At 39.2% G+C, this 14,664-nt stretch carries 10 protein-coding genes; all 10 read right to left on the bottom strand.

What is annotated here, in order from left to right:
* Window positions 1-548: 548 nt before the first annotated feature.
* The gene (locus tag KTR07_RS26705; protein WP_008767687.1) at window positions 549-2,027 is read right to left on the bottom strand and encodes a glycoside hydrolase family 76 protein; all 1,479 of its coding nucleotides are present in this window, start codon (window positions 2,025-2,027) and stop codon (window positions 549-551) included.
* Window positions 2,028-2,038: 11 nt separating this feature from the next.
* The gene (locus tag KTR07_RS26700; RefSeq protein ID WP_008767686.1) at window positions 2,039-3,910 is read right to left on the bottom strand and encodes a CotH kinase family protein; all 1,872 of its coding nucleotides are present in this window, start codon (window positions 3,908-3,910) and stop codon (window positions 2,039-2,041) included.
* 9 nt (window positions 3,911-3,919) lie between these two features.
* Window positions 3,920-4,654, bottom strand: coding sequence for a DUF2490 domain-containing protein (locus KTR07_RS26695; RefSeq protein WP_008767685.1), 735 nt, complete (start codon window positions 4,652-4,654; stop codon window positions 3,920-3,922).
* Window positions 4,647-5,318, bottom strand: a complete 672-nt coding sequence (locus KTR07_RS26690; RefSeq protein WP_008767684.1) for a DUF4956 domain-containing protein — start codon at window positions 5,316-5,318, stop codon at window positions 4,647-4,649. Before KTR07_RS26690 ends, KTR07_RS26695 begins: the two co-directional genes overlap by 8 nt.
* Before the next feature lie 26 nt (window positions 5,319-5,344).
* Window positions 5,345-6,100: a polyphosphate polymerase domain-containing protein gene (locus tag KTR07_RS26685; protein ID WP_008767683.1), complete on the bottom strand. Its 756-nt coding sequence runs from the start codon at window positions 6,098-6,100 to the stop codon at window positions 5,345-5,347.
* 83 nt (window positions 6,101-6,183) lie between these two features.
* Window positions 6,184-7,182 carry a DUF4973 domain-containing protein gene (locus KTR07_RS26680; RefSeq protein WP_008767682.1) on the bottom strand — a complete coding sequence of 333 codons (999 nt, stop codon included), beginning with the start codon at window positions 7,180-7,182 and terminating at the stop codon, window positions 6,184-6,186.
* Window positions 7,183-7,202: 20 nt separating this feature from the next.
* On the bottom strand, window positions 7,203-9,269 hold the full coding sequence (locus tag KTR07_RS26675; protein ID WP_008767681.1) for a RagB/SusD family nutrient uptake outer membrane protein: 2,067 nt from the start codon (window positions 9,267-9,269) through the stop codon (window positions 7,203-7,205).
* A 13-nt stretch (window positions 9,270-9,282) separates the two neighbouring features.
* The gene (locus tag KTR07_RS26670) at window positions 9,283-12,408 is read right to left on the bottom strand and encodes a TonB-dependent receptor (protein WP_055229138.1); all 3,126 of its coding nucleotides are present in this window, start codon (window positions 12,406-12,408) and stop codon (window positions 9,283-9,285) included.
* 27 nt (window positions 12,409-12,435) lie between these two features.
* The gene (locus tag KTR07_RS26665) at window positions 12,436-13,938 is read right to left on the bottom strand and encodes an IPT/TIG domain-containing protein (RefSeq protein ID WP_224200551.1); all 1,503 of its coding nucleotides are present in this window, start codon (window positions 13,936-13,938) and stop codon (window positions 12,436-12,438) included.
* A gap of 122 nt (window positions 13,939-14,060) precedes the next feature.
* Window positions 14,061-14,664, bottom strand: a 604-nt coding sequence (locus tag KTR07_RS26660; protein ID WP_254306582.1) for a glutaminase domain-containing protein, incomplete at its 5' end; no start/stop codon positions are given.

Below are 14,664 nucleotides of genomic sequence, written 5' to 3'. Positions count from 1 at the left end.
GTGCATAATTGGTTCTCCGGGTCCTGTCCAAACCGTACACCCTTGATCTAATCTTCTATAAACAAGCATATTACATCGATCGATGTTGTATTTGTGTTGTAAAAAGAAGATTTTCCTTATGCTTTCAATTATTTTTTTATCAAGAAAATAGAGGAGTAATTTAGTTATAGTTCAGACTAGATGTATTTAAGTATAATTTTACAAATGAGTGTAATGCTGACAATAACATTTTTAATAATGACAATAAGGGAAAGTAAGTAATTGAATTGTTTCATTAATTTAAATAGAATGTTTAAGAGACACTTATAGCAGTAGCCTAATGGAGTTGTAATTTTGAAGATAAGATTTTTGAGGAAGAAAAATAAAAGTGCTACTTGAAATAAATGGTTAGATTCTTTTTGAATTTGCTGCTGTTTACTAATTGCATATTTATAGAAATATTTCTTATTCATATAACATTCATGCTTTATAGAAATAGATTTTTCCACATTAAGAGAAAATCTATTTCTATAAAGTTAAAGAGATATTCCTGAAAATACCAACCAAGATTATTCTAACCTAGCTATCCCCTCCATTAGCGAAGCCCCGCTTACTTGTGCTCCCATTGAAGCTGGTTCACTGGATTTCCACATTTCACCCCACCAATAATTGCAATACATCGCTGGGTAAGCCGCATGATTCAAATTCATGCGCAAAGTTTCAGCATTATTTTTCAGAAAGGTTATCAAATGTTTGCCTATAGAACTAGATGCCTCGTCTAATGCAAGGTTCACTGCATATGGAATATAAACAGACTTAAAAATACTTTGGTCCATACTGCTGCCTTCGTCACGTAAAATACCATTTCGTAAGCAACGATCGCTTGTAGCGGCATAGTTGATCACTTGTTTTGCTTTGTCCATGTATTTACTTTCTTGTGTGATATGGTATAGTTGGCGACAGGCTTCTCCAAATGTTCCCTGTGTATAAGTCAGAGGTGGTTCCTCCACTCGTCCATCGGCATTATACGAATTATTGACCACATACTCGTACAACTTCTTTGCATCAGATAAATAATTTCCATCTTCATATCGTTGATAGAGTTTAGCAGCTACCAGACAACCCGGAGAATTAGTGCAAGCATTACGGTCGTTTTGGGTGGTATTCCATGGAAGTCCCGTACCTTTATCATCTGTCCATGCTCGAGTAATAATGTATTTGTCGTATACAATTTTAGCGGTTTGCGCAAATTTTTCGTCACCTGTTGCTTCGGAGAGATGTATCAGAGTAAGGCAAATCCAGCACATGTCATCAGTAAAGTCATTTAGGAAGCCGGTTTCATCTGATGGATTACGGTGGTAATTGTTAGCGTGGTTGGCATACCAGCGTTCAAAATAAGTGCGGTAAGTAGCAGCCAATTGCTTATTTGTGTCTTTAATACGTTTATAAGAGTAAATCACTACATCCATAGCATGCGCTTGTTGCCAGTAGATATAAGTCGATTCGTCCGACATATCTTTGGGTGTACTCCAAAATGTACCTTTACTTTTATTCATGAATTGCTCTATTAAGACATATGTACAACTGTCGGCAAGAGTTGCCCAAGAAAAAGGGACAGTGGTTTCAGCAGGTGTAGCAATTACTGTTACTGCTGACGAACGATGACCATAGTTATCTATTGCTATGGCAGAAATCTCATATGTTCCGTACTGTGGCAATTGTAATGTATAGTTTCCAGTTTTCCCAGCTGCTCCTTGAATAATTTGTTTCCCGTTATGTGTACCGCCATTCTTTTGCAAATAAGAAAGTTCTACACCGAGTAAATTAGGAGTATTCGGATTTTGCCATGTGATCAGTAGTTGATTAGCAATCTGTGTAGATTTTGCCTCCAAGTTAGTTATTGGAGAAACTGTTATTTCAGGTTCCTTGTTCCTTTCATCATTTGTCTCCGAGTAATTATCGTTTCCTCCTTCTCCGCAGGAGATAGACAGGCAAATTAAGCAAATTATGAATTGAAGTAAATAATAGGTCTGTGCGAATTGTTTCATAATATAAAGCTTTAGAAGTTGTTGAAAATTGTTTCCAAATATTTCAGTCTTGCAATATACCAAGACTTTATGTATTCTGCTTCCTCTTCGGGATTAGCATATCCATACATAGAATATCCTGTCCACCGTTGGCGATCTCGTTCCAATGCGCCTGATTCCACAATCTGTCTTTTATAGTAATCTACTTTAGAAGCCAGGTTTGCCGGGCTGAGAACATTATCTTTAACCGCCATCAAGCGTTCGTATATCCGGCGTTTGATATTGTTCGGGTTCTCGTTCATAATTCTCTCAAAGGGGCGGAAGTATTTGGAACCGGCATCATTACGGAGTATTAGCCCGTTGTCAAAACCAAGACCTTTTTCGGGATCAAGCTTAATGGCATCCCAAGTGCGTCCCAGTGTACCATCCAAGTCCCAGGGCTGAATAATGAACTTGGGTAATAAAGTGAGATTTACATTGTATATACCCCAAAAAACATTTCGTCCTGTGTTATCATAAGCTGACAGCAGATTAATAAAGATAAAATAATCAATCAGAGAGGAAACATCCAGTCGCTCTTCATATTGGGCGGCAAATTCTTCTTTTGATGCTGCAGCGAAGAACTGGATAAGATCGGAAAGATATTTAAATTCGATTTCACCCACCTCGTCCGGATAATCGGACTCAAATCCCTGCCATGCCTGTTTGGAGTTACTATATGGAGTATTGATTCCTTGTAATTTACATTCATCCGTCCATTCTTTACCCTTATAGAGATAACCACCTTTCTTTTTCATTTTCAACTGCTTACGATCGATACGATCGCTTAAAATATACAAACCATGGTAAGCTCCGTCCAAGATCATTTCTACAGGATAGCCATGTGTAGCATTCACAGCCTCGGGTTCTGTATTACTATAATATAAAGTGTTGAAATCGTTCCAAAGATCAAAACAAACACGATTGCGCATTTTGCTACAATCCAGCCACATAGCATCCAGTATCCATGATTGATCTTCTCGCAGACCTAATAGCTTTGCGTCTTGATTTTCATTCGTTTGACGGTTTTTCAATTTAAAACTGAAAGACTTCTTGGCATAACGTAAAGCTCCTGCTCCACGAAACTCGATACCGGCATAGCTCTCAAATCGTAAGACAGAGTTGTTGGTGCGCCGTTTAGGATCAGTCAGCACTATGTCACACGGGCGTTTATTCTCATCCTCAATACCTTCAGGAGCAGAGATCTCAATCACGGGAACACCAGTTACAATCAATCGACAAGACCTAATTTTATCAATAGTATTGTTACCTGCTTCCATTTCTATATTTTGTCCGGGATTCAGGCTCAGTGCTATATTCTCGCCCGACTTAATTTTCTTATCTCCGATCTTGATAAAGTCGACTCCAATGCCGCCAAACTCAACTTTGACCTTTGCAGGTTGTACGGCATCCATATCTATAGGTAGATAATACGAATTGTTCACATAATCCACAGCTGTAGTTACTCCGTCGATAGTCAGATTCAACAAACGAAGATAATCTTCTTCTCCTTCTATAGACGATTGCATAACGGTAATTCCTTTTTCTTCTTTTCCCGAGATGATTGCAATCCGTCCATTTCTTGGTAAACCGGAAGTGTTTTTTTTGACTTTGATTCGAACCTTAGTGATACCTATCCCTCCGGAAGAAGGTGAGAGCGTCATCCAATCGCAATGTATACTTGATTGCCATGCGCCGCCTGAAGATACGTTGACTTCTTGTTCACCGCCTTCTATCGTCATTGCTACTTGATAAATGGATAGAGAAAATGGTAAAGTAGTGTACACATCGTTTTCCTTATCCGAAGAACAGGCTGCAAGCAGACTTAAAATCAATAAAGCCGGTAGTATTTTATAAAGATTCATAATACAGATCTAAAATTTAAATGTATATCCTGCGCCAATCACATGTCCATTTGCTTCATCCTCATCTGCATGATTCTGATACAAATAGTAAAAATCAAGTCCGTGGTGTTTGCTCAACTTCCATTCTACACCTAAGGTCCAGCGTGTTTTGTCAATCGCCCCTTTATCGTTAAGCAAATGAGTCAATTCGCACGAAGCGTAAGGAGTGAGACTGCATTTAGGTATATTGTATGTTGCTTGCAGACGAGAACGAAGCACGTTCTTTCCTTTACCTTTCACGTATTCATCGTCTTTAGGACTACCATCGTCACCATCAAACTTTGATACAGACTGACTGGGTCGATAGGTATATTGCCAACGCTCCCGAAGTGAAAATGTGAATCTATTTAAACTCACTTTTCCCGTTAGTTGGAAATAGAAACGGTGTTTGGGTTGCCAATATTCAGGGATAACATTCCCTTTGTTTGTAATTTCAGAAGGGTGATTATAATAGATGTAAGTGTATGCTGTTGCGGCTTTCAGCCAGTTTGTTATTTTATATGCTACACCTGCCGATCCCGACCAACGTCCCACTTCGCTTAACTTGTCGCGTGAACGGAACTCTCCTTCCAGCGAAATATCAAAGTCCCGGAATAATCTTTTTTCCATCCCCACACTGGTCCATAGACCCAAATCGTCTTTTTGTGCTTGTAAAGCAAAAGATACAAGACAAAACAAACCTGCCAAAAAAAGTTTCTTATTCATTTCCACGTGGTATTTTGGTTAATGTATCAATCGTATTTATCTCATTTGTCATCGGTTCATAATAGATTTTAAGCATGGCGGCATCGCGAAGAAAGTCAATGTACCCAACTTCCACCCGAATAATTTTCAGTCCGGTACGCGCTTTAATATCTGCAATCAATTCTTGTTCACACGAGGATTTGATAAGTTCGATTCGATCATAGAGTATCAGTTTACATGAAACATGCTTTAGCCACCGATTACTCTCACACAACCAGATACATAATACAAACAATAAATTAGCTCCTATTAGTCCGCCATAGTTTACTTCCACGCCCAACGCGTTTATTACTGATATGGCGATAATAGCAAACAGATAAGTCATCTCTCGTACAGGCATGGACTCAGTCCGATAACGGATGATACCGAAAATAGCAAATAAGCCGAGAGCAAATCCGACCTTTAACTTTACACTACCCAGCAGAAATATCATCAAGAAAATGCTGATACTTATTAATGTGAAGGTGAAGTGATAATCTCTCCGCTTGCTCTTTGGATAATAGAAAAGGTGGATAATAATGCCTGTTACCAAAAAGTTGAAGCCAAAGCGCAGCAATAACTGCAAAAAGTCACCACCGTCTATGAGTGGAGTTTCTATTATATCAAGAAAATCTAATTCATCCATATATAAGTATGTTTTTATATTGATCATTAATATACTCCCATTTTATTCAGCATTCGTAACTTTGGTTTCAGCCGATTGCATTTTAAATGTGACACTGTAAGTGCTGACCCTATACAATATTTGGAAAATCCGGAAGATTGTATATGTAGTTTACGTAGTATCTCTTTAATAGGTGAAGAATTGTGTCCATCTCGTTTCAGCTCAATGATAACAATGTTATCCAAACTTGATATTTTTCCACTTTGTAAGCAACAAAATGTTACTCCTGTATCAATTGTAAGGCGCTCGGTTTTATGTTTATTGACAAGTGTAATACGGCGAAATGAGTTTTCAAGCAAAGGCAGAAGTTGTGATTGCTCATACCAGGCATGTTGACGTAAAAATGCTTCACCACCGTCTTCTTTGATCGTGTCAATACTCCCGATGCGGATTCTCTTCTTGTCTGTTCTTCCCTTATTATTTTTATTTTTCACTTCCAAAAATGTGAGATCTGAATCTACGTATGTGCGTATACGGATTTTCTCCCGTACGACCCGTCCATTCTGATGAGTTAGATACATGTCACGATCTGCTGTATCTAAGTAAATTGTATGATAAGCAATATTGTATTCACCGTTCACTTCTTGAACGCGGTAGTCATGTCCGGCAGCAAGAAGTATCTCTTTTAATATTTGGTAAGAGGTGACATATTTGGTATCAGTACGGTTCATCAGCTTTATGCCACTCATTTCCTCCAAAGATATAGGAATATATTCCTTGAGTGTCTGCAGAATCTCGGTCATGTTAAAGATAGTATTAGAATAAAAAGGGAAGGTAACTTCAAGGTTAAAGTTTCCTTCCCTTCTTTTTTTAAATTAGCATCGTATTAGTCCCATTCAATAGCCTGATCTTTATCAGGTATCTGAGTATTAATGTTGCGCTGCATGGAGATAGTACCTTCAAACCGAAACTTTATTCTGGCTCCCGGCGCTAAAGTATAATCTTCAAATTCATAGTCAACATCACGAATCATAACGGTACGTCTCAATAAATAAGGGCGGACAGCATCCATCTCTTCTTCGATATAACTACTAGCTCGGGTATTTATTTTAAAACCATTGTTTTCGGAGTTATCACTTGTCAACTCCACAATGTTAGTATTCGGAACAAAATGGGCTATGATTTTGTAGTTTCTACGGTCCTGTCGGCTTTCGTCAATTGTACCTGCATAGAAGAATATAGTTTCATCATCAATAGCATAAGTTACTATTTCACTTTTCACCAATGGCTCATTTTCTCCTGCACCTGCATCTACCAACTTGCCTTGTAAGTTAGTACCACCGTATGTACCCGAATAATCATTAAAAGGCATGACGCGGAGTAATGCTTTACGATAATGCTTACGATAATTCGGTTTGTATTCACCATTTGGGGCGTCTTCAATAGTCAGCGGTAATACCCACTTATCAACTAAATCCAGTCCAGTCAGATCAAACTCTATATCAAGATAGCCTACATTTTCTCCAGCTTTAATCTGCACGGTTTCAGGGAAAGAGTAATGTTTAGAGGGCATTTCCCTATACCAAAGGTCTTCGCGACTGGAAAAGCGAGCTATGTTTAGTGTTCGCAAGGTATCCGCGTCAATCCCAATTTTTACGGTTATATCGCGATCGTTTTTAGTCGATCCGCTGACAAGGATAGGCAATCTATAGGTTGTTTTTCCCGTTTCGCTATAAGACAGGTTAATTCTAGTTACCCCATTGCTGTTAATCGGTGCTTTGAATGAAATATAGTGCTCAAACTGCTCCTCTTTCCATTCGTCATTACAGGCACTGAACATCACTAATACAATTAGTGAAAATAGTAAAGTATATATTCCTTTCATATTTATTACCATGTTTAAGATTAATCATTGTACGTCCAGCCTGGATTCTGAGTCAGGCGCTTATTACGTTTCAATTCGCCATGTGAAATCGGCCAAAACCACATTTTATCAGAGAACGTAGCAGACAAATTCCAAACAGCAATCGGTGTATGGAACATTTCGCGATCCGATTCTGTCATAAGTGTATTGCAACCGTAAACGGGCATTGCCTCTTCTACCCGTGCATCTTTCCAACGGCGGATATCATAGTAACGCTTTCCTTCCCCCATCAACTCTATTTGTCGTTCGCGTTTCAGATAAATACGAAAAACATCCTTGTCTGCATATATATTGTTATCGAAATCGGGTACACCAGCACGCATACGTACAGGCTTAATTCCTTTTCTCATTTCGGCAACTGAACGATGAATGGAATGAGTCTTAGTTCCATCCCAAGATGGAATATCATATGTACCTTCACTCACTTCATTGATAGCTTCAGCATACATCAACAAAATGTCCGCATAGCGAATTGCCGGCTCCGGCTTATATCGAAGGTTGTCGATACTGTTATTTTGATAGGTGTCATCGGGATGCACATACTTCATCACTCCTATACCCGTGCGCAACCAAAACATACCTGCATTATATCCATCCCTTTTTCCGCGATAATAGAATATTTGTTTATTTCTATCTGCAATTTCTTTTTCATTACCTAAATACCAATAAGCTCCGTTATATGCAACTGAAGCATAGAAGCGTGGTTCTCGGTCGGCATATTGCAAGGAAACTCCGGCAGCAAGTGGTTTATGTTCTTCTGCAGTAGTCGTGAAACCTGTAGCACGCGGACGAGTGTCTAAACGATGATTGTTATTATATTCTGGTACATTCGCATATTCAGAGTTCATACCCGGACAATTGCTTCCGTCGTTCATATAGTAAGCATCCACAATCTTTTGAGTCAGCCCACTTGTATTCCATCCGGTAGCGGTAAGTGGTAACTGGTGAACCACCATATCCCTGATACTTTGCCCTCCAATATTTCTACCCCGGCTAAAAATTAATTCAGGATTACTTAATATATCTATTTGACCATTGAATACAGAACGGTAAGATTCGAACGGGTCAATGTCTTTCCAACCTTCTGGATAATTGGCATTGCTATATACTTCATGATATGGGGGATTGATTGTTGCCGGTTCCGCTGGCGAATCTGTTGTACGTCTATCAGCCGTATATAACTCATATACCCCTAAATCCATGACATCTTTAGCGGCAGCAGCAGCTTTTGCCCATTTTTCTTCGCTATATTCAGGAGAAAGCAAGCGATTGCCTTTGTCATCTACCAATAGTTGGGCGAATTCATCATTGTTACCATTAGCTAGTGGGCTGGCAGCATAAATCAACGCTAGTGCACGAGCAGATAAAGCTGCTCCACGAGTTGGGCGGGCAGCAGAATTCTGACCTCTTGTTAGAGCCAGATCCTTAGCTGCCAAAGCCATTTCCTGACTGATATAATCAGCAATCTCCTCATAAGGTGCACGTGGAGTAGCCAGTTCATCGTAGGATGCGTCATAATCAAGTCCGTTATCTGGCAATAAAGGTACCGGACCATATCTACGAAGCAATAACCAATAGTAGTAAGCTCTGACAAAGCGGGCTTGTGCTTTATAGTCAAGCCGTTCGGCTTCACTTTCAAATTTATCGTTCATGTCGACATACTGAATAAAAATAGTAGCTTGTCGGATTCCCTGATAACATCTTTCCCACATACCTTGTTTAGTATTCTCATCATACAATCCTTCTTTAAATTCATTATATGACAATTCACCCTCTTTGGATTCTTGTATGGAACCGTCATCATCACCGTAATACATATCATCCGCAAAACAATGTGGAGTGACTCTTTTGTTACAAACATCAGCACAAGCATCGCTTAGATAACTGAACGCATTTGCTAACCAGGCTTCTGTTTTATCTCTGTCCGTAAAAACTTTTTCGATGGTTTCCCGATCTCTAAAAATATAGTCAGAGTCTAAATAGTCAGAACAGGATTGTATGCTTAACCCTAAAACTGATATCAATAGAATATATAGTTTTTTCTTCATGTTGTTTATTATTTTATAAATTAACACTTATACCCATAGTTATCGATTTTGTTAACGGATATGATTCACCTCTGGGATCGCCCATTTCAGGATCCCAAGTCTTGAAACTAGACCATGTCAAGAGATTTGTTCCTACCAAAAAAATACGGATATTATTAAAGTGCATCTTGTTAACAATTGATTTGGGGAGTGTATAACCAACATCAATTGTTTTTAGTCGAAGGTAACGACCATTTTTCAACCAGAAAGTAGAGTTTCGGTAGTTATTATTGCTGGCATTGTCACCTTGGTAGCTCAAACGTGGATACGAAGCATTAGGATTTTCATTGGCAGGAATACCTAATGTTTCAGCTGTATCAGCATCTACCCATCGGTTGTCCAGCATACCTTTAAAAATATTTCCCCATTCGCCTTCTGTAAAGGCCCATACACACTTGCCATAAGTGAAAAATGTTGATTTACCTGCTCCTTGAAAGTGGACATTCACATCTAAACCTTTCCAAGAGGCAGATGCACCTAAACCATAAATCAGATTTGGGCGGCTAGTTGCACCGATAGCTACCTGGTCTCCATCATTGATCACACCATCACCGTTAACATCTCTATACTTGATATCTCCCGGTTGTACCTTTCCCCAACTTTGTGTCGGGCTATTGCGGATATCATCGTAATCTTTGAATAATCCTTCTGCGATTAATCCCTTGCATTGGTCCACACGATAGCCTCTTTGCATCTGATAGGCATATACATTATTCTCCTCATCTCTTTCCAGTACTTCATTTTTACTATAAGTGATATTGCCACGTACAGTTAAGTTCACGTCATTGATTCTCTGTTTGTATGAGAAGTGTCCATCGAAACCTTTAGAACTTACAGCACCTACATTTGCTGCCGGATTATGCCCGTTCAAACCGACAATCTGAGGTAAGTAGTTACGAACCATATAAATTCCGGTACGTTTTTCATCGAAATAGTCGATCGTTGCAGTAAATTTATCATTAAACAATGCAAGGTCTATACCTAAGTCATTCTTTTCAGCAACCTCCCAAGTGATACCATTGGAGGCTACATCTGCAAATCCTAAACCACCAAACGAATAACTTGAAGGATATTGTGCCCAATCGTATCCTCCATAAATAATCTCATTATCCCCGTTTTTATAACGGTCTGCAATAGTATAAAGATAGGGGAATCGCGTTCCGACATTATCATTACCTACTTTACCATAAGAGAAGCGAACTTTAAACATATTCATCCATTTCAAATGTTTTTTGATAAACGGTTCTTCCGCAATATTCCATGCAAGAGAAAAAGCAGGGAAAAAACCAAAACGGTCGCCTTTGGCAAAGTTTTCACTTCCATTATAGCCAAAATTAAAATCAATAAAATAACGATAATTCCAATTGTAAGCTACACGTCCGGCCAAATCCTGATTACGTTTGTTAATACCAGTCTTCAAATCTTCTCCTAAATTCTGTGTCTGAATGTAAGAGTCTTGTGTATACTTTATAGTAGCGCTAGGGTGATGAGCTCCAAAAGAACGATCCCAGTTTAGCATCATGTCTAGGAATTCCCGACGATTACCGCTAGAACTGCTTTCCTGTTTCATGTTCTGAGAACCACTGATCTTCTTCCATCTTAATTCACCAGTTTCCGGATCTCTGGCACGTTCTGCCAACCATTGTTCTGGCCACTTCAGACGACGGATCGTATTTTGGTTGTTGCTGTCATAGCCAAAACGCCCAACGAACTTTAATCCTTTAGTTATGAAATCAAAATTTTGTTCCAAAGAAATATTTGTTTCAATATTATTTGTCCAATTTTCATTGAATCCAGTTTGGGTTGCAGCTACCCATGGGTTTGTTTTATTGCCGGATCCAATAGCTGGTATATATCCGTTGGAATACATAACAGGGGTCTTAATTGGATTATATCCGAAAAGTTCCCCCCAAACATCACCATCACCTAATCCCGGACTATTACGTTTGGATAAGAATCCTGCTACCCCGACTTTCAATAAGGTTGTTTTTGTAATGTCAATATCGGTATTCAAGCGGTAGTTCCAACGATGGTAAGCTGCATTGGTATTATAATCATCTTTCAAAGATTCATCTGTATTATACATACCATCTTCTTTCACATAGCTAGCAGAAACAAAATAACGGGCTGTTGTTCCACCTCCACTCATATTTAAGTTAATACGGTTACTCCACGCACCGTCTTTGAGTAACATGTCCATCCAATCCACATTCGGATAAAGATCCGTATCCAAGCCTAAACGTAAGATGTCCAACTCTTCTGGTTTATATACAGCCTCGTTGTTACGGGTAATTCGCGATTCGTTCATCAAGCTGGCATAAGTAAATCCGTCTTCGAACTTTGGAGTTACAGTCCTCGTATTATAGGTTGTTTCTACTTTAGCATCAATTTTGATTTTACCGGCTTTTCCGCGTTTAGTAGTAATCAATACTACACCATTAGCACCTTTCGAACCATAAATAGCAGTAGCCGAAGCATCTTTTAATACAGTAAACGTTTCGATGTCTTCGATATTGATTTCATCCATACTGCGTTCGAAACCATCAACTAATACATAAGCAGATGAGTTGGCACCAAACGTAGATATACCGCGAATCCAGAACTCAGATATATTTTTACCTGGCTGTCCAGAAGTCTGACGCGCCATAATACCCGGTACATTACCTGCCAGTGCATTGACAATGCTGGAAGATGGATTACGTTTCAGCTCACCAACATCTACCGTTGTAATAGCACCTGTCTGTGTTAGTTTTCTCTGAACTCCCGTACCAGTAATAACGACTTCATCTACTGCTCTTGTCACGCTTTCTTTCATAACAACGTTTATTGTACGTTGTTCTTTAACCATTACTTCTTTCGATTCATAACCAATATAAGTGAACACTAACTGGCGGTAAGGTTCCATGGTTATGGAGTAATGACCGTTCATGTCTGTGATTGAACCTAAACCGGGCATGTCCTTCACGGTGACATTCACACCGATCAACGGCTCTTTGGCTTCGTCTGTAACAACACCTTTCACAACAACTTTTTCTTGCTGCGCCATAACCGTTGAACAAAGGCACAACAGCATGATACATAATGATAAATATTTTTTCATATTATTCATGTGCGTTTTAATCATTAGTTATTCTTCTCCTTCGTAAGCAATCTTACGGATACGCCGATTGGAACCATCACCGATGTAATACGTATCGGTTGCTTCATCGTAAGCTATACCTTTCGGACGGTCGAAACGGGCCTCTTGACGTAAATCTCCATCTACATATCCCCATGGGTTACCATTCAGACTGGCGCTTCCGCGACCGGCAAATGTTGAGACCTTTCCTTGCGGGGTAATTTTACGGATACATTGCCCCATCTTATCACAAAGAATAAAATCGTATTCATCTTCTTGCCCTGCATACTCTGGGTTCTTTACGAAAACTCCTTGATAAGGAGTATTAAAACGTGCGCTTGTTCCAATTCCGTCTACATAAGCAGCTCTTTCTGCTGTTCCCGCTACAATGAAGGGAGTGACAAATCGTTTACTTGCCCAATCATAATTTGTGCGCTGAATATAGTGTTTGTTAATAGACACAATATAAGCATAATTCCCTGTCGGATGTATACGGATATTATATTCCCATCCATTATCCATTTGAAAAAGTACTTCTTTATCAGCAGGAGTTGTACGTGTACCGTCGAAAATTTCTTGAATTTGTTGCTTCTCTACTTTGAAGAATTGCCCCTTATCCCAACTATTAAAGTACATATCACCATCTACCGGATGAAAAGTTACTGTATTACAAGCTTTGAAATTAACCAACGCTAATCTGTTTCCCCACATTTTATAATTGCGCTCATCGCCCTCAGGGGCTTCTCTATTACGTGTAAAACCATATACAGCTGCTCTCAATTCGTCTCCTTGGTCAACTGCCACAGCCATGTGATTTTCATCAAAAAAGGCAAGTGCACGTCCGCGGTTAGTACCTCCCATGTCACCTTCTGTAAGAGCCGTTCCTACATATTGGTTTTTGAGGTCGAGAATACGCATATTACCGTTTCCTTCATTTTCATCACCTGCACCTCTATCGGCTGCAACGTACACTAAGTGGGGATATTTAGGGTCAAATTCTAACCAGTTGGGGGAACCAAATGCACCACAATCATTAAATGGACCATCTTTTGTATCGTATCCGCCGTCATCTCTACGCGAACCACATAATGTACTCACTAACTGTTTTCGCACATATTCGAACTTGGCCTCTGCGATAGTAGATACTACCGGATTGTCGCCATTGGATATTTGTACTTCGATTTCTCCGGAATAAGCCTGTGAAGGTACCAAACAGTAGATAGAATGATTTTTCACATTGATTACGATAGCTTTTTTTCCACCAACAAAGACATTCACAATAGACGGATCATTACCAAAATTTTCTCCTGATATAACTAATCGCTGCCCGAATCCCCCCGTAGTCGGATTGATACCACTTACTTGAACCGGAATATTCGGATCAAATGCTGCATTGTCTGAATCTCCGTTGCTGTCATTGTCATCACTACAACTTCCGAAGAATAGAGCAACTAGCAGTAATGCCATCCAGCATACCCGCCAGTAGTCTTTCATGATTTTGTTTTTTTTCATACGTAAAAAATTAATGATTAATAAAATATTATATTGTTGGTTCATTACTTATCTCTTGTTGTATTATGCTGAAATGATTCATCCATGCGAAAAAGTATTCTTTCAACTTATTGTCCATATTTTTAATGATTCATCTTATCCATTAACACTTGTATCCAATATCCTCCAATTACGGAACGTGCCTTAAATCCGGTCATTCTGCCAGTTTTGGTATCATGCCAGTCACTGATAGGCACACGTGAAGTAGTTTCATTGATGTATTTATAAAGAGGATCTACAAACTTCTCAAAAATTTCACGGTTTGGAGACATGGCTGCTGTCCACATAATCCAGTCGGATTTTGTGTAATCTCTGCGGGAATCTAATGGCAATCCATATAGATTCTGCTTTGTCAGATAGTAGTTGATTTCTTTACTGATTACATTATTAGGGAATATATTCAAATTCCACATCTTATCCCAGATAATATTATACTTTTGACTCCAGGTATTATTGCGGTCGAAAGCGAGGCGATAATGGTCACCTTCATTTGCCATTTCTTCCCATTTCATCGCCATTTTTTTAGCTATGTCAGCGTATCTTTCTGCTACACTGTTTAATCCGAGTATATGGGCTATTTCACTATATCCGGCTACACCCATAATCGCTTTTATTGAAAGATTGGCATTATGAGCCCAATGGCCTGCAAAATCATCTGTACAAAGTTGATTTTCCGGGTCCTGTCCA

It is taken from the genome of Bacteroides sp. MSK.20.82, assembly GCF_019052485.1.
Classification (GTDB): Bacteria; Bacteroidota; Bacteroidia; order Bacteroidales; family Bacteroidaceae; genus Bacteroides; species Bacteroides thetaiotaomicron.
Note: the sequence above shows the minus strand (reverse complement) of the source record. Positions and strands in the feature narration are given on the sequence as shown.

Bases quoted from the DNA above. Each gene is read 5' to 3' on its own strand.
- KTR07_RS26705 (WP_008767687.1), bottom strand. From the start codon at position 2,027: ATGAAACAATTCGCACAGACCTATTATTTACTTCAATTCATAATTTGC.
- KTR07_RS26690 (WP_008767684.1), bottom strand. From the start codon at position 5,318: ATGGATGAATTAGATTTTCTTGATATAATAGAAACTCCACTCATAGAC.
- KTR07_RS26685 (WP_008767683.1), bottom strand. From the start codon at position 6,100: ATGACCGAGATTCTGCAGACACTCAAGGAATATATTCCTATATCTTTG.
- KTR07_RS26680 (WP_008767682.1), bottom strand. From the start codon at position 7,182: ATGAAAGGAATATATACTTTACTATTTTCACTAATTGTATTAGTGATG.
- KTR07_RS26675 (WP_008767681.1), bottom strand. From the start codon at position 9,269: ATGAAGAAAAAACTATATATTCTATTGATATCAGTTTTAGGGTTAAGC.
- KTR07_RS26700 (WP_008767686.1), bottom strand. From the start codon at position 3,910: ATGAATCTTTATAAAATACTACCGGCTTTATTGATTTTAAGTCTGCTT.
- KTR07_RS26670 (WP_055229138.1), bottom strand. From the start codon at position 12,408: ATGAAAAAATATTTATCATTATGTATCATGCTGTTGTGCCTTTGTTCA.
- KTR07_RS26695 (WP_008767685.1), bottom strand. From the start codon at position 4,654: ATGAATAAGAAACTTTTTTTGGCAGGTTTGTTTTGTCTTGTATCTTTT.
- KTR07_RS26665 (WP_224200551.1), bottom strand. From the start codon at position 13,938: ATGAAAAAAAACAAAATCATGAAAGACTACTGGCGGGTATGCTGGATG.